This is a genomic window from Pseudomonas sp. 02C 26 (assembly GCF_002843585.1).
GTDB lineage: Bacteria > Pseudomonadota > Gammaproteobacteria > Pseudomonadales > Pseudomonadaceae > Aquipseudomonas > Aquipseudomonas shirazensis.
Map to the genome: position 1 here is coordinate 4,687,452 of NZ_CP025262.1, position 19,923 is coordinate 4,707,374.

The following is a 19,923-nucleotide window of genomic DNA, read 5'->3' on the forward strand; positions in this document are numbered from 1 at the left end:
CCGACCTGATCTTATGAAATCAACTACTTATTCAATAATTTTTGCTACGACGCCGGCGCCGACGGTACGACCGCCTTCACGGATAGCGAAGCGCAGACCGTCTTCCATTGCGATGGTCTTGATCAGAGTGACTTCCATCTGGATGTTGTCACCTGGCATTACCATCTCAACGCCTTCCGGCAGCTGGCAGTTACCGGTCACGTCAGTAGTACGGAAGTAGAACTGAGGACGGTAGCCTTTGAAGAACGGAGTGTGACGACCGCCTTCTTCTTTCGACAGAACGTAAACTTCTGCGGTGAACTTGGTGTGCGGCTTGACCGAACCTGGCTTGACCAGAACCTGGCCACGCTCAACGTCGTCACGCTTGGTACCACGCAGCAGAACGCCACAATTCTCGCCAGCACGACCTTCGTCGAGCAGTTTGCGGAACATTTCAACACCAGTGCAGGTGGTGGTGGTGGTGTCACGCAGACCAACGATTTCCAGGGCGTCTTGAACGCGGACGATGCCACGCTCGATACGACCGGTAACAACGGTACCACGACCCGAGATCGAGAATACGTCTTCGATTGGCATCAGGAACGGCTTGTCGATAGCGCGCTCTGGCTCTGGGATGTAGCTGTCCAGAGTTTCTACCAGTTTCTTGACGGCAGTGGTGCCCATCTCGTTGTCGTCTTTGCCTTCCAGAGCCATACGAGCCGAACCGATGATGATCGGAGTGTCGTCGCCTGGGAAGTCATAGGTGGACAGCAGGTCGCGAACTTCCATCTCGACCAGTTCCAGCAGCTCAGCGTCGTCTACCAGGTCAGCCTTGTTCAGGAAGACCACGATGTACGGAACGCCAACCTGACGGGACAGCAGGATGTGCTCACGGGTTTGTGGCATCGGACCATCGGCGGCCGAGCAAACCAGGATAGCGCCGTCCATTTGCGCAGCACCGGTGATCATGTTCTTCACATAGTCAGCGTGACCTGGGCAGTCGACGTGAGCGTAGTGACGGATCTTCGAGTTGTACTCGACGTGCGCGGTGTTGATGGTGATACCACGCGCTTTCTCTTCTGGAGCACTGTCGATCTTGTCGAAGTCGACGACTGCCGAACCGAACACCTCGGAGCAGACGCGAGTCAGAGCTGCGGTCAGAGTGGTTTTACCATGGTCAACGTGGCCGATAGTGCCAACGTTTACGTGTGGTAGGGAACGATCAAACTTTTCCTTAGCCATCGAACAGTCCTCCGCAGAAGAAAATAGTCACTACTACCGATAAAACAAAGGCAGATATTTTCATATCTGCCTTGTTATATGGAGCTCTTGAGCGGACTTGAACCGCTGACCTCACCCTTACCAAGGGTGTGCTCTACCAACTGAGCTACAAGAGCGAAACAATGTGCAATAACAGCAAACTTGGAGCGGGTAGCGGGAATCGAACCCGCATCATCAGCTTGGAAGGCTGAGGTTCTACCACTAAACTATACCCGCGGAGCTTGCAGCTCTCGCTAAAATGGTGGAGGGGGAAGGATTCGAACCTTCGAAGTCGAAGACGGCAGATTTACAGTCTGCTCCCTTTGGCCGCTCGGGAACCCCTCCTGAGCGTGGGCGGCATTTTCAGCTTTTGCCGTCCTGCTGTCAAGCTTTTTTTCAATTAAATCTTGAAGTTAGCTGCTTTGACAACAGCTTCCGGTCCTACCACCTGAGTGGTGTTCCCTGCGAAGCGGGCGCCATTCTATCAAGCTATTCAGCAGTTGCAATACCCCCGCAGAAAATAATTTTGCGTTTTAAGTCTTTGAAATCCTTGGAAAGACTCTCGACCATTGATTGGTCCAGCAAACGCTCGCTTTCAACTGCAACCTTTAGCCACTGGCCGTCAGCTCCCGGCAGCTGGCCAGCCACGAGCTGCGTGTCAATGTCAAGGCTCAGCAACCGCTGGCGCAGCGCATCGATCTGCTCCTTGCTGGGCAGGCCACCCACTACCAGGCATTCATCGCGGCGGCGCGCCGGCGCCGCAGCACCCGTCTCGCGCAGCAGGCGGATCTCCTGCTGATTACCTTTATAAAGAGAGAGCGGCGCGACCTCTTTGACTCTCAACGGCGCCTCCTGCTGATGCCACACGTAAAAAACGACGTTAAGCACCAACAGCAACAGAAACAACCAACGCATAGGCACCTCAATCCAGTGGACAAGCCATGGCCAAGCCGACAAATACCAGATCCGGCACGATTCGCGCCTGCGGAGCCGCATCGCGAACAAGCGGCGCATCACCACCCGTGAGGAATACGCTAAAGCTATCGCCCCACAACGCCCGCGCCTGCTCGATCTGAGTTCGAGCAAACCCTTGCAGCATGAGCACGCAACCGCGCTCGACCGCTTCGACTGTAGAACGGCCGGGGGCGAGCGTGCTCAGCGCCCGCTCCGCCGAGGCATCGTCATAACGAATGCGCCGGGTATGCGTGCGCAACTGGCTACGCATCAGCGGCATCCCTGGGCAGATGTAGCCACCAAGATGCTCGCCATCTGCAGCAACGAAGTCAGCCTTCGCAGCGGTCCCTAGATCGATCACCAGGCATGCGCCTTTGGCCAGGTGATAAGCACCCAACACGGCCAACCAGCGATCCATGCCCAGCCGCTGGTAATCTTCATAGCCATTGCGCACACCGGCCATGGCCTGTGCTGGCAAGGCTACCTGGGCATCTATGGCAAACTCGGCAAACAGAACGGCGCGCAGCGCCGCGGTTTCTTCTTCACTGCGCACGCTGACGATTCGGCAGCCTTGCAGGTGCAACGAAGGCAAGCCCAGCACGGCGACAAGCAGGGCCTGATCCGAGTCGACAATCCCACCGCCAACAATAGTGGCGTCACTGGCATGAATGACGCGCCACTTGATAAAGCTGTTACCGCAATCGAGCTCAAGAATCATCACGCAACCTCAGGCTGAGCTCACCACCGCTGAAGCTCTTTTCCACACCGTCAACCTCAAGCCGCAAGCCACCCTGCCCATCTACCCCACGGACGATGCCATGGGTATGGCTGGTACCAGCGATCAGCGCGACTTTGCGCCCCTGCCAGACATGCGCCTGCTCCCATTCTTCCTGGAACGCGGCAAAGCCATAACGACGATGGCGAGCCAACTCATGCTGCAGCTGCACATTGAGGCGCGCGACCAGCAGATTACGATCGATCGGCGCGCCGGCTTCACGCCTCATTGACGTCCATTGTTGATCGACCTGGTCGTTGGTCTGCATGTTGACGTTGATCCCGACACCTATCACCACATGGCAGACATCAGCCGGGTCGCCCACCAGCTCAAGCAGGATGCCAGCGATCTTTTGCTCGGCAACCAGCACGTCATTGGGCCATTTCAGGCCAGCCTGCTCTACACCAAACCCGTGTAACGCGCGCATGACGGCCAACCCTACGACCAGGCTCAGGCCTTCGAGCTGACGCATGCCGCCTTCGATCCGGAGCACCAGGCTGTAATACAGGTTTTCGGCAAATGGGCTGACCCACTGCCGGCCGCGTCTGCCCCGACCAGCACTTTGCCGCTCGGCCAGCACCACAAAGGGGGCGGCCTGGCCCTGCCCTACTGCTCTAAGGGCCTCGGCATTGGTCGAGTCGATAGCGTCATGGATGTACAGCGGCCACAGTTCACCTTCGGATTGCGCAGCGATGACGCCGGCATCAAGCAGTGCCAACGGCGCTGCCAACTGGTAGCCGCGACCGCGTACCTTGTGGATAGACAGATTCAATTCGGATTCCAGATGCTGCAGCTGCTTCCAGACGGCGCTGCGGCTCACTCCGAGAGCTTCCCCGAGTGCCTGCCCGGAATGAAACCGGCCATCCTTGAGGAGATTCAACAACTTCAGCATGCCAGTCTCGACTTTGAATAAGGCTGGAATGATAGCCATGGCCTGCTGGCTTGCATAGGAAAAGGCGACCCAGGGCCTAGCTATAGAGCGAAATGTTCGCGGCGCCCTGGAAGTGCCAGGCATTCAGATGGAGAGCTAGTGCCGCTTTGCGACCCCAGATTTCCGGATCCCGGAAAAGACAAAACCCCTACCTGCTCGCGCAGATAGGGGTTTTGCGAAATGAATCTTGACGATGACCTACTCTCACATGGGGAGACCCCACACTACCATCGGCGATGCATCGTTTCACTACTGAGTTCGGGATGGGATCAGGTGGTTCCAATGCTCTATTGTCGTCAAGAAATTCTGTAGCCAGAACGTCCAGATGAACGGCCCAGCAAATTCGGATATGTGATGTTTGTGTACGAATCTTCAGCGTTTCGTCTTCACCACCGCAACCTGCATGAGCAAATTGCTTGGGTGTTATATGGTCAAGCCTCACGGGCAATTAGTATTGGTTAGCTCAACGCCTCACAGCGCTTACACACCCAACCTATCAACGTCGTAGTCTTCGACGGCCCTTCAGGGGATTCTAGATCCCAGTGAGATCTCATCTTGAGGCAAGTTTCCCGCTTAGATGCTTTCAGCGGTTATCTCTTCCGAACATAGCTACCCGGCAATGCCACTGGCGTGACAACCGGAACACCAGAGGTTCGTCCACTCCGGTCCTCTCGTACTAGGAGCAGCCCCTCTCAAATCTCAAACGTCCACGGCAGATAGGGACCGAACTGTCTCACGACGTTCTAAACCCAGCTCGCGTACCACTTTAAATGGCGAACAGCCATACCCTTGGGACCGGCTTCAGCCCCAGGATGTGATGAGCCGACATCGAGGTGCCAAACACCGCCGTCGATATGAACTCTTGGGCGGTATCAGCCTGTTATCCCCGGAGTACCTTTTATCCGTTGAGCGATGGCCCTTCCATACAGAACCACCGGATCACTAAGACCTACTTTCGTACCTGCTCGACGTGTGGGTCTCGCAGTCAAGCGCGCTTTTGCCTTTATACTCTACGACCGATTTCCGACCGGTCTGAGCGCACCTTCGTACTCCTCCGTTACTCTTTGGGAGGAGACCGCCCCAGTCAAACTACCCACCATACACTGTCCTCGATCCGGATAACGGACCTGAGTTAGAACCTCAAAGTTGCCAGGGTGGTATTTCAAGGATGGCTCCATGAGAACTGGCGTCCCCACTTCAAAGCCTCCCACCTATCCTACACAAGCAAATTCAAAGTCCAGTGCAAAGCTATAGTAAAGGTTCACGGGGTCTTTCCGTCTAGCCGCGGATACACTGCATCTTCACAGCGATTTCAATTTCACTGAGTCTCGGGTGGAGACAGCGCCGCCATCGTTACGCCATTCGTGCAGGTCGGAACTTACCCGACAAGGAATTTCGCTACCTTAGGACCGTTATAGTTACGGCCGCCGTTTACCGGGGCTTCGATCAAGAGCTTCGCTTGCGCTAACCCCATCAATTAACCTTCCGGCACCGGGCAGGCGTCACACCCTATACGTCCACTTTCGTGTTTGCAGAGTGCTGTGTTTTTAATAAACAGTCGCAGCGGCCTGGTATCTTCGACCGGCAAAAGCTTACGGGGTAAACCCTTCACCTTCGCCGGCGCACCTTCTCCCGAAGTTACGGTGCCATTTTGCCTAGTTCCTTCACCCGAGTTCTCTCAAGCGCCTTGGTATTCTCTACCTAACCACCTGTGTCGGTTTGGGGTACGGTTCCCGATTGTCTGAAGCTTAGGAGCTTTTCTTGGAAGCATGGCATCAACCACTTCGTCGCCTAAAGGCAACTCGTCATCAGCTCTCGGCCTTGGGATCCCGGATTTGCCTAAGATCCCAGCCTACCACCTTAAACTTGGACTACCAACGCCAAGCTGGCCTAGCCTTCTCCGTCCCTCCATCGCAACAATCGGAAGTACAGGAATATTAACCTGTTTTCCATCGACTACGCTTTTCAGCCTCGCCTTAGGGACCGACTAACCCTGCGTCGATTAACGTTGCGCAGGAAACCTTGGTCTTTCGGCGTGCAAGTTTTTCACTCGCATTGTCGTTACTCATGTCAGCATTCGCACTTCTGATACCTCCAGCAAGCTTCTCAACTCACCTTCACAGGCTTACAGAACGCTCCTCTACCGCATCACCAAAAGGTGATACCCGTAGCTTCGGTGCATGGTTTGAGCCCCGTTACATCTTCCGCGCAGGCCGACTCGACTAGTGAGCTATTACGCTTTCTTTAAAGGGTGGCTGCTTCTAAGCCAACCTCCTAGCTGTCTAAGCCTTCCCACATCGTTTCCCACTTAACCATGACTTTGGGACCTTAGCTGACGGTCTGGGTTGTTTCCCTTTTCACGACGGACGTTAGCACCCGCCGTGTGTCTCCCATGCTCGGCACTTGTAGGTATTCGGAGTTTGCATCGGTTTGGTAAGTCGGGATGACCCCCTAGCCGAAACAGTGCTCTACCCCCTACAGTGATACATGAGGCGCTACCTAAATAGCTTTCGAGGAGAACCAGCTATCTCCGAGCTTGATTAGCCTTTCACTCCGATCCACAGGTCATCCGCTAACTTTTCAACGGTAGTCGGTTCGGTCCTCCAGTTAGTGTTACCCAACCTTCAACCTGCCCATGGATAGATCGCCCGGTTTCGGGTCTATACCCAGCGACTAAACGCCCTATTAAGACTCGCTTTCGCTACGCCTCCCCTATTCGGTTAAGCTCGCCACTGAATATAAGTCGCTGACCCATTATACAAAAGGTACGCAGTCACCTAACAAAGTAGGCTCCCACTGCTTGTACGCATACGGTTTCAGGATCTATTTCACTCCCCTCTCCGGGGTTCTTTTCGCCTTTCCCTCACGGTACTGGTTCACTATCGGTCAGTCAGTAGTATTTAGCCTTGGAGGATGGTCCCCCCATGTTCAGACAAAGTTTCTCGTGCTCCGTCCTACTCGATTTCATTGATAAGAGATTTTCGTGTACGGGGCTATCACCCACTACGGCCGCACTTTCCAGAGCGTTCCACTAATCTCAAACCAACTTAAGGGCTGGTCCCCGTTCGCTCGCCACTACTAAGGGAATCTCGGTTGATTTCTTTTCCTCAGGGTACTTAGATGTTTCAGTTCCCCTGGTTCGCCTCTTGCACCTATGTATTCAGTACAAGATACTCAGCTTATGCTGAGTGGGTTCCCCCATTCAGAGATCTCTGGATCACAGTCTGTTTGCCGACTCCCCAAAGCTTATCGCAGGCTACCACGTCTTTCATCGCCTCTGACTGCCAAGGCATCCACCGTATGCGCTTCTTCACTTGACCATATAACCCCAAGCAATCTGGTTATACTGTGAAGACGACATTCGCCGAAAATTCGTACTGCCCTTTCGAGCATTCACAAATTTTACCTTAGCCTGATCACACACCAGTGAAAGTGCGTGTCAGTCTATTTATATCACATATCCGAATTTTTAAAGAACGATCTGACAAAAGTCAGAAATCAACATTCATCAACGAATGTTCATTTCTAAGTTCTGACAAGCTGTGAAGCATGAAGCAAAATGGTGGAGCCAAGCGGGATCGAACCGCTGACCTCCTGCGTGCAAGGCAGGCGCTCTCCCAGCTGAGCTATGGCCCCGTGTATCTGCAATGGTAGGTCTGGGCAGATTTGAACTGCCGACCTCACCCTTATCAGGGGTGCGCTCTAACCAACTGAGCTACAGACCTATAACAGGGTCACGTTACAGCATCGTCTTTATACAAGTGAATCAAGCAATTCGTGTGGGAGCTCATCAGCAGGCTGATGTCTTCGATTAAGGAGGTGATCCAGCCGCAGGTTCCCCTACGGCTACCTTGTTACGACTTCACCCCAGTCATGAATCACACCGTGGTAACCGTCCTCCCGAAGGTTAGACTAGCTACTTCTGGTGCAACCCACTCCCATGGTGTGACGGGCGGTGTGTACAAGGCCCGGGAACGTATTCACCGCGACATTCTGATTCGCGATTACTAGCGATTCCGACTTCACGCAGTCGAGTTGCAGACTGCGATCCGGACTACGATCGGTTTTGTGAGATTAGCTCCACCTCGCGGCTTGGCGACCCTCTGTACCGACCATTGTAGCACGTGTGTAGCCCAGGCCGTAAGGGCCATGATGACTTGACGTCATCCCCACCTTCCTCCGGTTTGTCACCGGCAGTCTCCTTAGAGTGCCCACCATAACGTGCTGGTAACTAAGGACAAGGGTTGCGCTCGTTACGGGACTTAACCCAACATCTCACGACACGAGCTGACGACAGCCATGCAGCACCTGTGTCAGAGTTCCCGAAGGCACCAATCCATCTCTGGAAAGTTCTCTGCATGTCAAGGCCTGGTAAGGTTCTTCGCGTTGCTTCGAATTAAACCACATGCTCCACCGCTTGTGCGGGCCCCCGTCAATTCATTTGAGTTTTAACCTTGCGGCCGTACTCCCCAGGCGGTCAACTTAATGCGTTAGCTGCGCCACTAAAATCTCAAGGATTCCAACGGCTAGTTGACATCGTTTACGGCGTGGACTACCAGGGTATCTAATCCTGTTTGCTCCCCACGCTTTCGCACCTCAGTGTCAGTATCAGTCCAGGTGGTCGCCTTCGCCACTGGTGTTCCTTCCTATATCTACGCATTTCACCGCTACACAGGAAATTCCACCACCCTCTACTGTACTCTAGCTTGCCAGTTTTGGATGCAGTTCCCAGGTTGAGCCCGGGGCTTTCACATCCAACTTAACAAACCACCTACGCGCGCTTTACGCCCAGTAATTCCGATTAACGCTTGCACCCTCTGTATTACCGCGGCTGCTGGCACAGAGTTAGCCGGTGCTTATTCTGTCGGTAACGTCAAAACAGCAAGGTATTCGCTTACTGCCCTTCCTCCCAACTTAAAGTGCTTTACAATCCGAAGACCTTCTTCACACACGCGGCATGGCTGGATCAGGCTTTCGCCCATTGTCCAATATTCCCCACTGCTGCCTCCCGTAGGAGTCTGGACCGTGTCTCAGTTCCAGTGTGACTGATCATCCTCTCAGACCAGTTACGGATCGTCGCCTTGGTGAGCCATTACCTCACCAACTAGCTAATCCGACCTAGGCTCATCTGATAGCGCAAGGCCCGAAGGTCCCCTGCTTTCTCCCGTAGGACGTATGCGGTATTAGCGTTCCTTTCGAAACGTTGTCCCCCACTACCAGGCAGATTCCTAGGCATTACTCACCCGTCCGCCGCTGAATCGAAGAGCAAGCTCTTCTCATCCGCTCGACTTGCATGTGTTAGGCCTGCCGCCAGCGTTCAATCTGAGCCATGATCAAACTCTTCAGTTCAATACTGCTTGGGTTTTTAAGAAACCCTAAACTTGGCTCAGCAATCTCAAATGACTACTATGATTTCTCATGCGGCCACTTGTGATGCTGATAATCTTGGCGACTATCAAACCGTACTCACAAGCACCCACACGAATTGCTTGATTCAATTTGTTAAAGAGCGGTTGGTTGAGCGTTTCGTCTCAACCGAGGCGCGCATTCTACGCTTTCCTCTGTGTCTGTCAAGCGTTTATTTCGAAGTATTTTGCGAGAAACTCGTTCAACTTCAAACACTTGACTCGCTTGCGATCTCTCGTAGCGGGAGGCGAATTCTACAGCGTTACAACCTGCTGTCAACTGCCTTTTTTCACCGCTGACGATCTTTCGATCGAAGCCCTTACAGCACCTCTGAAACTTTTAACTCATTGAATCTCAAGGAGTTTTCCGTTCCAACTACGCTGGAAGTGGGGCGCATTATAAGCGCCTACGGAACCCCGTCAACCTTTAATTTCAGCTCTTTGCATTTGGCCCTCACAAACAAAAGCGGGGAGGCCTTTCGGCCTCCCCGCTCTCTCTATACAGCCAAGCACTCTATATAGAAGCAAACATCACTCTGCTTTCAGCGAAACCCGCGCAAAGGCTTTCTTGCCCGCCTGACACACATGGGTCGCACCCAAGGCAAACACAAAGCTGCGATCAACCACTTCGCCATCAACCTTCACGCTACCCGCAGCCAGCAAGTCCCGCGCTGCAGCCGAGTTCTTCACCAGGCCAGCCTTGTTCAGGATTGCAGCAATCGGCATCGACTCGACAGCGGCGACCGTCACCTCAGGGATGTCCTCTGGCAGCTCACCGTCCTTCATCCGGTTACCGGCAGCGCGGTGCGCATTGGCCGCAGCCTCTTCACCATGGAAGCGAGCGACGATTTCTTCCGCCAGCTTGATCTTGATGTCGCGCGGGTTGGCGCCCTGCTCGACATCGGCGCGGAACTGCTCGATCTCTTCCATGGAGCGGAAGCTCAGCAGCTCGAAGTAACGCCACATCAGCGAATCCGGGATCGACACCAGCTTGCTGTACATCACCCCCGGAGCTTCCTGGATACCGACATAGTTACCCAGCGACTTGGACATCTTCTTGACACCGTCCAGGCCCTCGAGCAGCGGCATGGTCACGATGCTCTGTGCTTCCTGGCCGTAGGCACGCTGCAGCTCACGCCCCATCAGCAGGTTGAACTTCTGATCGGTACCGCCCAGCTCGACGTCGGACTTCAGCGCTACCGAGTCGTAGCCCTGCACCAGCGGGTAGAGGAATTCGTGGATCGCGATCGGCTGGTTGCTGGTGTAACGCTTGTCGAAGTCGTCACGCTCGAGCATCCGCGCCACGGTGTACTGCGACGACAGGCGAATGAAATCGGCGGGGCTCAGCTGGTCCATCCAGGTGGAGTTGAACGCGACTTCGGTCTTGGCCGGGTCGAGAATCTTGAACACCTGCTGTTTATAGGTCTCGGCATTGTCGAGGACCTGCTCGCGGGTCAGCGGCGGGCGGGTGGTGCTCTTGCCGCTTGGATCACCGATCATGCCGGTGAAATCGCCGATCAGGAAGATCACCTGATGCCCCAGCTCCTGGAACTGGCGCAGCTTGTTGATCAGGACCGTGTGCCCCAGGTGCAGATCCGGCGCGGTCGGGTCAAAGCCCGCCTTGATACGCAGCGGCTGACCGCGCTTGAGCTTTTCGACCAGCTCCGACTCGACCAATACCTCTTCCGCACCGCGCTTGATAAGCGCCAGCTGCTCTTCAACCGACTTCATAGAAAACCCGCAAGGCTCAGATTCAAAGGCAGCCAACCATACAAGATCGGCCATCAAATACAAGTTTGGCAACGAGATGTGACCCGAACGGGCGCTGTTGACGTCTATGCGCCCTTGCGCGAAACTGCTTTTGGTTATATTTTATACAGTTATTTCATCTTCATCATGTCATTCATCTTTTCTATTTCACTTTTTTCATTCACCTTTTCAAAGTCACCTTCCTATGCCTAAAGAAACGCCTAAAGCGCCGCCGCTTTATCCGAAAAGCCATCTGGTGGCCGCGAGCGGCATTGCCGCCCTCCTCAGCCTGGCCTTGCTGGTATTCCCTTCAAGCGAAGTCGAAGCCAAGAAAACCACCCTCAATCTCGAGCTGGAAACTCCCGCCGAGCAGCTCAAAGACGAAGCCAACGCAGCCCACATGCTGCAGGCACCTGCCGAGCAAGCCTCGCCATTTGCCCAGATCGACAACGCCGCTACCCCGGCCGAGAACACCGCCAAGACCGAAGCACCGGTTGAAGCACCCAAGGCGCCAGGCCATCGTGAAGTGATCGTCGCCCGCGGCGACACCCTGTCGACCCTGTTCGCCAAGGTCGGCCTGCCGTCCAACGTGGTCCACGACGTGCTCGCCAGCGGCAAGCAAGCCAAGCAGTTCAGCCAGCTCAAGCATGGCCAGGTACTGCAGTTCGAGCTGGACAAAGACGGCCAGTTGACCACCCTGCACAGTAAGGTCAGCAACCTCGAAACCATTCGCCTGAGCAAGACCGACAAGGGTTACAGCTTCGAGCGCGAAGTCAGCAAACCGGTGGTGCGCACTGCCTATGCCCACGGCGTGATCAAGAGCTCGCTGTCGGCCTCGGCCCAGCGTGCCGGGCTGTCGCACAGCATGACCATGGACATGGCCCGTGTACTGGGCTACGACATCGACTTCGCACAGGACATCCGCCCTGGTGACGAATTCGACGTGGTCTACGAGCAGAAGCTCATGGACGGCAAGGTGGTCGGCACCGGCAATATCCTCTCGGCCCGCTTCACCAACCGCGGCAAGACCTACACCGCAGTGCGCTACACCAACAAACAAGGCAACACCAACTACTACACCGCTGACGGCAACAGCCTGCGCAAGGCGTTCATCCGTACTCCGGTGGATTTCGCCCGCATCAGCTCGCGCTTCTCCAATGGCCGCAAGCATCCAATCCTGAACAAGATTCGCGCACACAAGGGTGTCGACTATGCGGCCCCTCGCGGTACGCCGATCAAGGCTGCAGGCGATGGCCGTGTCGAACTGGCAGGCCGTCGTGGTGGTTACGGCAACACTGTGATCATTGCCCACGGCAACCGTTACAAGACCCTCTACGGCCACATGCAAGGCTTCGCCAAAGGCGTCAAGACCGGCAGCACGGTCAAGCAAGGGCAGATCATCGGCTATATCGGTACTACCGGCCTGTCGACCGGCCCACACTTGCACTACGAGTTCCAGGTAGGTGGTGTCCACGTCGATCCGCTGAGCCAGAAGGTGCCGATGGCTGATCCGATCGCCAAGTCCGAGCGCCAGCGCTTCCTCCAGCAAAGTCAGCCATTGGTTGCCCGCATGGACCAGGAAAAGGCCACCCTGCTCGCCGCGAACAAGCGCTGAGTCATGGCGCTCTATCTGGGAGTGATGTCCGGGACCAGCCTCGACGGCCTGGACATCGCCTTGATCGAACAGGGTGAGCAGCTGCGGCTGCTTGCCACCCACTACACCCCGATGCCCACCGATCTGCGCCAGCAGTTGCTGAGCCTGTGTGCCAGCGGCCCTGATGAAATAGCCCGCGCCTGCCTGGCCGAGAACAGCTGGGCCACCCTCGCCGCCGAGGGCATCGCGCAACTGCTGGCCACACAAGGCCTGCAAGCTGATGACATTCGGGCTATCGGCAGCCACGGCCAGACCATCCGTCACGAGCCTGCACGCGGCTTCACCGTGCAGATTGGCAACCCGGCATTACTGGCCGAGCTGACCGAGATTTGCGTAGTTGCAGACTTTCGTCGGCGCGATGTTGCCGCCGGCGGTCAGGGCGCGCCACTGGTGCCGGCCTTCCATGAATCGTTGTTCGGCCACCTTGGTCAGCGCCTGGCAGTACTCAATGTCGGCGGCTTCAGCAACCTCAGCCTGATCGAGCAGAACACGCCAGTGCACGGCTTCGACTGCGGCCCCGGCAACGTGCTGATGGATGCCTGGATCGAGCGCAAGCGCGGCCAGGCATATGACGCTGATGGCATTTGGGCGGCAAGCGGCGTGATCATTGAGCCGCTGCTGAAACGCCTGTTGAGTGACCCGTTCTTCGCCGGCAGCGGCCCGAAAAGCACCGGTCGCGAGGTATTCAACTTGCCCTGGCTGCAAGCCCATCTGGCAGCATTGCCCGCCTGCCGCGACGAAGACGTGCAGGCCACGCTGCTCGAGCTGACTGCCCGCAGCATCATCGACTCGCTGAGCAATGCCCAAACCGCCACCGAGGCCCTGCTGGTGTGTGGCGGCGGTGCGCGCAATGGCGCCTTGATGCAGCGCCTGGCGCAGCTGTTGCCAGACGCTGAGGTCGCCAGTACCGCAGCCTATGGCGTCGATCCGGACTGGGTCGAGGCGATGGCCTTCGCCTGGCTGGCGCATTGCTGCCTGGAGGGCATCCCCGCAAATCGCCCCAGCGTTACCGCCGCCAAGGGCTTGCGCGTGCTCGGCGCTGTCTACCCCGCTTAACGCCCCCGCAGAATGCAAAACGCCGCGCAATTGCGCGGCGTTTTGCCAATCACAGCCCTGCTTCAGATCGAGAACGAAGAACCGCAGCCACAAGTGGTGGTGGCGTTAGGGTTCTTGATCACGAAACGCGAGCCTTCCAGACCTTCCTGGTAATCGACTTCGGCGCCAGCCAGGTATTGGTAGCTCATTGGATCGACCACCAGCGCAACGCCTTCGCGCTCGACGATGGTGTCGTCGTCAGCCACTTCTTCATCGAAGGTGAAGCCGTACTGGAAGCCCGAACAGCCGCCGCCCGTCACGAACACGCGCAACTTCAGGCGAGCATTGCCCTCTTCGCTGACCAGGTTCTTCACCTTGCTTGCAGCACCTTGGGTGAACTGCAAAGCCGTGGGGGTGAAGGATTCGACGCTCATGTTGACTCTCCCGGCGCAGTGCCGCCATAAAACTCGATGGCGGCTATTATCCGCTTCTCCGAGAAAAATGGTCAACAATACGTAAGCAGCAGGCGACCCGCCTTACGCCGCAGCACAAGGCGGGTCACCGCGATCAAGGTAGCAAGCCGGCGTGGGACAAGCCCATGCGCTCGTCCAGGCCGAACAGGATGTTGAGGTTCTGTACCGCCTGCCCTGATGCGCCCTTGACCAGGTTGTCGATTACCGACAGCACCACCACCAAGTCACCACCCTGCGGCCGGTGTACGGCGATACGGCAGACGTTGGCGCCGCGCACACTGCGGGTTTCCGGGTGGCTGCCAGCCGGCATTACATCGACGAACGGTTCATCGGCGTAGCGTTTTTCGAACAAGGCCTGCAGGTCGACCGACTTGTCGACGACATTTGCGTACAGCGTGGCGTGAATACCGCGGATCATCGGTGTCAGGTGCGGGACGAAGGTCAGTCCGATGTCCTGGCCAGCAGCCAGACGCAGGCCCTGGCTGATTTCCGGCAGGTGACGGTGCCCTTTGACCGCATAGGCCTTCATGCTTTCGCCCGACTCGCAGAACAGCGATCCGACCGCAGCGCCACGCCCCGCACCACTGACCCCGGACTTGCAGTCGGCGATCAAGCGCGATGGATCGGCCAGGCCAGCTTCGAGCAACGGCAACAAGCCAAGCTGGGTAGCGGTTGGATAGCAGCCCGGCACAGCGATCAGCCGTGCCTGACGGATTTTCTCGCGGTTCACCTCAGGCAAACCATAGACCGCATCCTTGAGCAGCTCCGGCGCACCGTGCGGCTGGCCGTACCACTTGCCCCACTCGACCGCGTCCTGCAGGCGGAAGTCAGCCGACAGGTCGATAACTCGGGTACCGGCCGCCAGCAGCTCGCCAGCCAGGGCGTGGGCAACGCCGTGCGGGGTGGCAAAGAACACCACGTCACAGGCCGCCAGGGCCTTGCTGTCGGGTACGCTGAAGGCCAGGCCGTCGTAATGACCACGCAGGTTCGGGTACATATCGGCCACTGCCACACCGGCTTCCGAGCGCGAGGTGATGACCGCGACTTCGGCCTGAGGATGCTGCGCCAGCAGACGCAACAGTTCGACCCCGGTGTAACCCGTGCCGCCGACGATACCGACCTTGATCATAACGCTTGCCCCTTATCAACGATGCGACTGGAAAGCGCACGATGATAGGGCTGCCAGCCGTCTGTAACAACTCTTGGGATGCGCCGGCAGGTGCTTCACCACTACTATCCGACCACCGTGAAAACCTGAAGGAACACCCTCCATGCTTTACCTATGGATCAAAGCGCTGCACATCGTCAGCGTGGTCTGCTGGTTCGCCGGCCTGTTTTACCTGCCACGGCTGTTCGTCTATCACGCGCAAAGCGAGGACAGCACCAGCCAGGAGCGCTTCACCGTGATGGAGCGCAAGCTGTATCGCGGCATCATGAACCCGGCGATGATCGCCACCTTCGTGTTCGGCATCTGGATGCTCTACCTGACCCCAGGCTGGCTCAGCCAGGGCTGGATGCATGCCAAGCTGACGCTGGTAATCCTGCTGACTGGCTACCATCACATGTGCGGCGCTCAGCGCAAACGCTTCGCGGCCGGCACCAACAAGCGCAGCCATGTGTTCTACCGCTGGTTCAACGAGGTACCGGTACTGCTGCTGTTGGCGATTGTCATTCTGGTGGTGGTCAAACCGTTCTGACCCGCTGGGGCGCTGTAGCAAAAGGCAACACCTCTGTTGGCCACGCTGTACACTAGCGCCCCTTTCCGTCGCCCCAGGAGCCGCGCATGACCCGTTACGCCATGATCACCGGTGCTTCCAGCGGCCTGGGCCTGGCCCTGGCGGAAGCCCTGGCGCGGCGTGGCCGTAGCCTGATCCTGGTGGCGCGCCATCGCGAAACCCTCGAACCGCTGGCAATCGAGCTGGCTCAGCGCTTTGGCGTCGAGGTGCTGCTGCGTGCCTGCGACCTCAGCCAGCCGCTGCGCCTGTCGGGCTTTGTGCTTGAGCTGGAAGAAGGCGAGCGGCGCATTGACCTGCTGGTCAACTGCGCCGGACAACGCACGTATGGCCCGTTTCTGGCCCACGAGTGGGCTGACGAACAAGACCTGCTCGAGGTCAACATCCTCGCCCTAACCCGCCTGTGCCACGCCATTGGCAACCTGATGGCGATCCAGGGCGGCGGGCAGATTCTCAACGTTGCTTCGCTGGCAGCTGTGGCCCCCGGCCCGTGGATGGCCTGCTATGCCGCGAGCAAGGCGTATGTGCTGAGCTTTTCCGAAGCCCTGCGCGAAGAGCTTGGCCGTACCGGCATCAAGGTCTCGGTGCTGTGTCCAGGCCCAGTACGCTCGGCACTGCGCAAGATCCCCAGGCTGGACAACGGCCAGCGCTGCCTGAGCGCCGAAGAAGTGGCGTTGTATACCGTCCGCGCACTGGACAAGAACCGCCCGCTGATCATGCCCGGTCGGCGTAATCGCTGGCTGGCGAGGCTGCCACGCCTCCTGCCGCGTTGGTTGACGCGCAAGCTGGCCGGCTTGATCAATCGCCGTTACTGCCCGCTGGAAGCGCAATAGCACTGTGCGCGCAGCGCCGTGCTGGGTACACTCAGCTCGGACCCTGACCATGGAGCAAGTGCTGTGGAGACTCTCTTCACCAAGATCATCAACCGGGAAATCCCGGCCAAGATCATCTACGAGGATGACCAGGTTCTGGCCTTCCACGATATCGCCCCGCAGGCGCCGGTACATTTTCTGGTTATCCCGAAAAAGCCGATCCGCACCCTCAACGACCTGACCGAAGATGACAAGGCCGTCGCCGGCCATATCCTCTTCACCGCGCAGCGTCTGGCCAAGGAGCTGGGTTGCGAGGACGGTTTCCGCGTAGTCATGAACTGCAACGAACTGGGCGGCCAGACGGTCTACCATATTCACATGCACGTGCTCGGCCAGCGCCAGATGCACTGGCCACCGGGCTGATCCAAGGCAAGCCCCGGCCAGGGGTTTGCGGTAAACTGTCGGGCATCATTCTTGCGGAGGTGCCCGATGGCTACCGAACGTCACTATTCGCCGCTCGACCGCTTGTTGCTGCAGGCCGATACCGCCATGCGCACCTTGCTCCCTTTCAGCGGCCAACCTGCCCGCCCTTCTCCTGCAATCATCCAGCCCGACGCTGACCTGGACGACGCGCAAACGCGCCATGTCGCCGGTTTGATGCGCATCAACCACACGGGTGAAGTCTGCGCCCAGGCGTTGTATCAGGGGCAATCGCTGACCGCCCGCCTGCCTCAGGTGCGCAAAGCGATGGAACATGCGGCCGAAGAAGAGATCGACCATCTGGCCTGGTGCGAGCAGCGTATTCGCCAACTCGGCAGCCATCCCAGTGTGCTCAACCCATTGTTCTACGGCATGTCGTTCGGCATCGGCGCAATCGCCGGGCTGGTCAGCGACAAGGTCAGCCTTGGCTTCGTTGCGGCAACCGAGCATCAGGTCTGCAAGCATCTGGATGAACACCTCGAGCAGTTGCCCAGCGAAGATGAAAAATCCCGAGCCATTCTCGAGCAGATGCGGGTCGATGAAGAGCACCATGCCGACGCGGCACTGGAAGCCGGCGGCTATCGCTTCCCGGCGCCCGTGCGCTTTGGCATGAGCCTGATGGCCAAGGTCATGACCAAAAGTACCTACCGTATCTAGGAATACACAGATGACCGAACGTTTCGATGCCAAGGATCTGGCGCGTGCGGTCGACGCCGGTATTCTGCAACCCGGCCAGGATCAGGCGCTGCTGAGTTTTCTGCGGCGCCAGCCAGTTGTCCAGGCAAGCTTCCAACTGGCGCATGTAGCGTTCTACCTCGGCGGCCTGCTGATCATGGCCGCCATGGGCTGGCTGCTGACCGAGGCCTGGATGAGCATCGGTGATTCTGCGCTGCTGGCTATCGCCCTGCTGTATATCGCCGTATTGACCATATCAGCCCTGGCCCTGCAACGGCGCCAGCAGCTTGTGCCTGCCGGCGTGCTCGGCGCAGTGGCGGTGAGCATTGTGCCGCTGAGTGTGTTTGCTCTCCAGCGCTTGCTGGGCTGGTGGCCGCTGGACGACACTCAGGTCGACTTCCATCAGTACTACACCAACGTGCAAGCCGGCTGGCTGCTGATGGAGGCGGCGACGGTGCTCGCCGGCCTGCTGATGCTGCGCCTGATTACCTTCCCGTTCATCGTCATGCCGATCGCCGTGGCGCTGTGGTTCATGTCGATGGACCTGACCGAGTGGATATACGGCGCGCCGTTCAGCTGGGAGCAGCGGCGCCTGGTCTCGGTCTGGTTCGGCCTGGGCGTGCTGCTGCTGAGCATCGTGGTCGATGGACGCACGCGCAAGGACTACGCCTTCTGGGGTTACCTGGCTGGCCTGGCAGCGTTCTGGGGTGGGTTGACCCTGCTCGACAGCGGCAGCGAATGGGGCAAAGCCATGTATGGCTTGATCAACCTGGGCCTGATGGGCCTGTCGGTGCTGCTGCGACGGCCGATCTTCATGGTGTTCGGCGCCATGGGCGTGGCGGCCTACCTGGGCTACCTGTCCTATCAGGTGTTTGCCGACTCGCTGTTGTTCCCGCTGCTGCTGACCTTGATCGGCCTCGGCGTGATCGGTCTGGGCCTTGTCTACCAAAAGCATCGTGAAAAGCTCAGTGCCAGCTTGCGCGGCAACTTGCCCGAACGCCTGCTCACGCTGTTACCCGGGCTGCGTCGATAATGTCGAGAGTTGCCCGGCGCCTGCTGCAAAGTCTGGGCTTGCCGTTGATGGCCTACCTGTTCATATGCCTGATGACCGCGCAAATCCGGCAAGCGAGCTTCAGTCTCACGCTACCCAGCCTGGGCGAACCCGACAGCAACAGTGCAATTGAACTACTGCTGTTGAGCCTGCCGGGGCAGTTACTGTTTGTGCTGGCGGGCTGCTTTACTCACAGACGCCGACTGCTGATTGGCGTCTTCTTGCTGGCGGCCAACATCACGGCACTGTTGCAGTGCCTGGTGTTTGCTCAATGCTTCGGCACCACGTGGAGCACCGCCGAGACTTTTATCCTGCTGGCCAGCAATGCACCAGCACTGCTGCTGGCGCTGGTGCCCGGGCTGGCCTTGCTCTACAACACGGAACAACTCAGCCGAGTTCGACGATCTCATAGCTGTGGGTGATTTCCACACCTGCGCGGCCGAGCATGATCGACGCCGAGCAGTACTTCTCTGCTGACAGCTCGACAGCGCGCTTGACCTGCGCTTCCTTGAGGCCGCGACCCTTGACCACGAAGTTGAGGTGGATCTTGGTGAACACCTTCGGATCTTCGTCAGCGCGCTCGGCTTCGAGGAATGCTTCGCAGCTCTCCACTGCCTGGCGCGATTTCTTCAGAATGCTGACCACGTCGAAGTTGCTGCAGCCACCGAGGCCGAGCAGGAGCATCTCCATCGGCCGCACGCCAAGGTTGCGCCCACCGGCTTCGGGCGGACCGTCCATGACCACGACATGGCCGCTACCCGATTCACCGAGGAACATGGCTTCACCGGCCCATTGGATGCGTGCCTTCATGCTTGTCGACTCCAGATACGTAGAAAGGGTGCCAGCTTAAGCCTTGTGAGCCCGTCGGAAAAGCTCAACTCAACACGCATCGCTGCCGATACACTGGGCAGCGCCTGATAAGCTGGCGCCAAATGACTGGCGCGGCCTGCCAGCCGA

Annotated in this window: 16 protein-coding genes, 5 tRNA genes and 3 rRNA genes; 8 read left to right on the forward strand and 16 right to left on the reverse strand. The window is 57.7% G+C overall.

Annotated elements, in window-relative coordinates; all coding sequences use genetic code 11:
* Window positions 1-27: 27 nt before the first annotated feature.
* From tuf to tyrS, 13 genes are all read right to left on the reverse strand, one after another.
* The gene (tuf, locus tag CXQ80_RS21435) at window positions 28-1,221 is read right to left on the reverse strand and encodes an elongation factor Tu (protein ID WP_101322346.1); all 1,194 of its coding nucleotides are present in this window, start codon (window positions 1,219-1,221) and stop codon (window positions 28-30) included.
* A 79-nt stretch (window positions 1,222-1,300) separates the two neighbouring features.
* Window positions 1,301-1,376 (reverse strand) — tRNA-Thr (locus tag CXQ80_RS21440).
* A 26-nt stretch (window positions 1,377-1,402) separates the two neighbouring features.
* Window positions 1,403-1,476 (reverse strand) — tRNA-Gly (locus CXQ80_RS21445).
* 23 nt (window positions 1,477-1,499) lie between these two features.
* Window positions 1,500-1,584 (reverse strand) — tRNA-Tyr (locus tag CXQ80_RS21450).
* A gap of 144 nt (window positions 1,585-1,728) precedes the next feature.
* On the reverse strand, window positions 1,729-2,154 hold the full coding sequence (locus CXQ80_RS21455) for a hypothetical protein (RefSeq protein ID WP_101322355.1): 426 nt from the start codon (window positions 2,152-2,154) through the stop codon (window positions 1,729-1,731).
* A gap of 7 nt (window positions 2,155-2,161) precedes the next feature.
* Window positions 2,162-2,911 carry a pantothenate kinase gene (locus CXQ80_RS21460; RefSeq protein WP_101322356.1) on the reverse strand — a complete coding sequence of 250 codons (750 nt, stop codon included), beginning with the start codon at window positions 2,909-2,911 and terminating at the stop codon, window positions 2,162-2,164.
* Window positions 2,901-3,860, reverse strand: coding sequence for a bifunctional biotin--[acetyl-CoA-carboxylase] ligase/biotin operon repressor BirA (gene birA, locus CXQ80_RS21465; RefSeq protein ID WP_101323124.1), 960 nt, complete (start codon window positions 3,858-3,860; stop codon window positions 2,901-2,903). The genes CXQ80_RS21460 and birA overlap by 11 nt, the downstream gene beginning before the upstream one ends.
* Before the next feature lie 224 nt (window positions 3,861-4,084).
* Window positions 4,085-4,200: ribosomal RNA gene (gene rrf, locus CXQ80_RS21470) — 5S ribosomal RNA — on the reverse strand.
* A 126-nt stretch (window positions 4,201-4,326) separates the two neighbouring features.
* Window positions 4,327-7,219, reverse strand: a 23S ribosomal RNA gene (locus tag CXQ80_RS21475).
* Between the two features lie 240 nt (window positions 7,220-7,459).
* A tRNA-Ala gene (locus CXQ80_RS21480) sits at window positions 7,460-7,535 on the reverse strand.
* A gap of 12 nt (window positions 7,536-7,547) precedes the next feature.
* Window positions 7,548-7,624 (reverse strand) — tRNA-Ile (locus tag CXQ80_RS21485).
* A gap of 87 nt (window positions 7,625-7,711) precedes the next feature.
* A 16S ribosomal RNA gene (locus CXQ80_RS21490) occupies window positions 7,712-9,248 on the reverse strand.
* Together the 16S, 23S and 5S rRNA genes with 2 tRNA genes alongside form the textbook arrangement of a ribosomal RNA operon.
* A gap of 587 nt (window positions 9,249-9,835) precedes the next feature.
* The gene (tyrS, locus tag CXQ80_RS21495; RefSeq protein ID WP_101322357.1) at window positions 9,836-11,035 is read right to left on the reverse strand and encodes a tyrosine--tRNA ligase; all 1,200 of its coding nucleotides are present in this window, start codon (window positions 11,033-11,035) and stop codon (window positions 9,836-9,838) included.
* A gap of 223 nt (window positions 11,036-11,258) precedes the next feature.
* Between tyrS and CXQ80_RS21505 the strand changes: the two genes are divergently transcribed.
* Window positions 11,259-12,668, forward strand: a complete 1,410-nt coding sequence (locus CXQ80_RS21505; RefSeq protein ID WP_101322358.1) for a peptidoglycan DD-metalloendopeptidase family protein — start codon at window positions 11,259-11,261, stop codon at window positions 12,666-12,668.
* A 3-nt stretch (window positions 12,669-12,671) separates the two neighbouring features.
* On the forward strand, window positions 12,672-13,763 hold the full coding sequence (locus CXQ80_RS21510; RefSeq protein ID WP_101322359.1) for an anhydro-N-acetylmuramic acid kinase: 1,092 nt from the start codon (window positions 12,672-12,674) through the stop codon (window positions 13,761-13,763).
* A 62-nt stretch (window positions 13,764-13,825) separates the two neighbouring features.
* Here the strand turns inward: CXQ80_RS21510 and erpA are convergent, their stop codons facing one another.
* Together erpA and argC are read right to left on the reverse strand one after the other, a co-directional pair.
* Window positions 13,826-14,176, reverse strand: a complete 351-nt coding sequence (gene erpA, locus CXQ80_RS21515; protein ID WP_101322360.1) for an iron-sulfur cluster insertion protein ErpA — start codon at window positions 14,174-14,176, stop codon at window positions 13,826-13,828.
* Window positions 14,177-14,309: 133 nt separating this feature from the next.
* Entirely contained in the window at window positions 14,310-15,344 is a 1,035-nt protein-coding gene (argC, locus tag CXQ80_RS21520) for an N-acetyl-gamma-glutamyl-phosphate reductase (protein WP_101322361.1), read from the reverse strand.
* 142 nt (window positions 15,345-15,486) lie between these two features.
* Between argC and hemJ the strand changes: the two genes are divergently transcribed.
* The 6 genes from hemJ (at window position 15,487) to CXQ80_RS21550 (ending at window position 19,388) form a co-directional block, all read left to right on the forward strand.
* Window positions 15,487-15,912, forward strand: coding sequence for a protoporphyrinogen oxidase HemJ (gene hemJ, locus CXQ80_RS21525; RefSeq protein ID WP_101322362.1), 426 nt, complete (start codon window positions 15,487-15,489; stop codon window positions 15,910-15,912).
* 86 nt (window positions 15,913-15,998) lie between these two features.
* The gene (locus tag CXQ80_RS21530) at window positions 15,999-16,781 is read left to right on the forward strand and encodes an SDR family oxidoreductase (RefSeq protein ID WP_101322363.1); all 783 of its coding nucleotides are present in this window, start codon (window positions 15,999-16,001) and stop codon (window positions 16,779-16,781) included.
* Between the two features lie 63 nt (window positions 16,782-16,844).
* On the forward strand, window positions 16,845-17,183 hold the full coding sequence (locus CXQ80_RS21535; protein WP_101322364.1) for a histidine triad nucleotide-binding protein: 339 nt from the start codon (window positions 16,845-16,847) through the stop codon (window positions 17,181-17,183).
* 66 nt (window positions 17,184-17,249) lie between these two features.
* A complete protein-coding gene (gene coq7 / locus CXQ80_RS21540; protein ID WP_101322365.1) occupies window positions 17,250-17,897 on the forward strand; it encodes a 2-polyprenyl-3-methyl-6-methoxy-1,4-benzoquinone monooxygenase in 648 nt (215 codons plus the stop codon).
* A 10-nt stretch (window positions 17,898-17,907) separates the two neighbouring features.
* Complete coding sequence (locus CXQ80_RS21545; protein WP_101322366.1) at window positions 17,908-18,948, forward strand: DUF2157 domain-containing protein; 1,041 nt, start codon at window positions 17,908-17,910, stop codon at window positions 18,946-18,948.
* A 47-nt stretch (window positions 18,949-18,995) separates the two neighbouring features.
* A complete protein-coding gene (locus CXQ80_RS21550; RefSeq protein ID WP_256585607.1) occupies window positions 18,996-19,388 on the forward strand; it encodes a hypothetical protein in 393 nt (130 codons plus the stop codon).
* On the opposite strand, the gene CXQ80_RS21555 is transcribed toward CXQ80_RS21550, so the two are convergent.
* Window positions 19,354-19,776 (reverse strand): OsmC family protein, encoded by a 423-nt coding sequence (locus CXQ80_RS21555; protein WP_101322368.1) that lies wholly within the window; start codon window positions 19,774-19,776, stop codon window positions 19,354-19,356. The genes CXQ80_RS21550 and CXQ80_RS21555 overlap by 35 nt on opposite strands.
* Window positions 19,777-19,923 lie beyond the last annotated feature (147 nt).

Bases quoted from the DNA above. Each gene is read 5' to 3' on its own strand.
- birA (WP_101323124.1), bottom strand. From the start codon at position 3,860: ATGCTGAAGTTGTTGAATCTCCTCAAGGATGGCCGGTTTCATTCCGGG.
- tuf (WP_101322346.1), bottom strand. From the start codon at position 1,221: ATGGCTAAGGAAAAGTTTGATCGTTCCCTACCACACGTAAACGTTGGC.
- coq7 (WP_101322365.1), top strand. From the start codon at position 17,250: ATGGCTACCGAACGTCACTATTCGCCGCTCGACCGCTTGTTGCTGCAG.
- CXQ80_RS21460 (WP_101322356.1), bottom strand. From the start codon at position 2,911: ATGATTCTTGAGCTCGATTGCGGTAACAGCTTTATCAAGTGGCGCGTC.
- CXQ80_RS21545 (WP_101322366.1), top strand. From the start codon at position 17,908: ATGACCGAACGTTTCGATGCCAAGGATCTGGCGCGTGCGGTCGACGCC.
- CXQ80_RS21455 (WP_101322355.1), bottom strand. From the start codon at position 2,154: ATGCGTTGGTTGTTTCTGTTGCTGTTGGTGCTTAACGTCGTTTTTTAC.
- tyrS (WP_101322357.1), bottom strand. From the start codon at position 11,035: ATGAAGTCGGTTGAAGAGCAGCTGGCGCTTATCAAGCGCGGTGCGGAA.
- CXQ80_RS21530 (WP_101322363.1), top strand. From the start codon at position 15,999: ATGACCCGTTACGCCATGATCACCGGTGCTTCCAGCGGCCTGGGCCTG.
- CXQ80_RS21510 (WP_101322359.1), top strand. From the start codon at position 12,672: ATGGCGCTCTATCTGGGAGTGATGTCCGGGACCAGCCTCGACGGCCTG.
- CXQ80_RS21505 (WP_101322358.1), top strand. From the start codon at position 11,259: ATGCCTAAAGAAACGCCTAAAGCGCCGCCGCTTTATCCGAAAAGCCAT.
- hemJ (WP_101322362.1), top strand. From the start codon at position 15,487: ATGCTTTACCTATGGATCAAAGCGCTGCACATCGTCAGCGTGGTCTGC.
- CXQ80_RS21555 (WP_101322368.1), bottom strand. From the start codon at position 19,776: ATGAAGGCACGCATCCAATGGGCCGGTGAAGCCATGTTCCTCGGTGAA.
- argC (WP_101322361.1), bottom strand. From the start codon at position 15,344: ATGATCAAGGTCGGTATCGTCGGCGGCACGGGTTACACCGGGGTCGAA.
- erpA (WP_101322360.1), bottom strand. From the start codon at position 14,176: ATGAGCGTCGAATCCTTCACCCCCACGGCTTTGCAGTTCACCCAAGGT.
- CXQ80_RS21550 (WP_256585607.1), top strand. From the start codon at position 18,996: ATGGCCTACCTGTTCATATGCCTGATGACCGCGCAAATCCGGCAAGCG.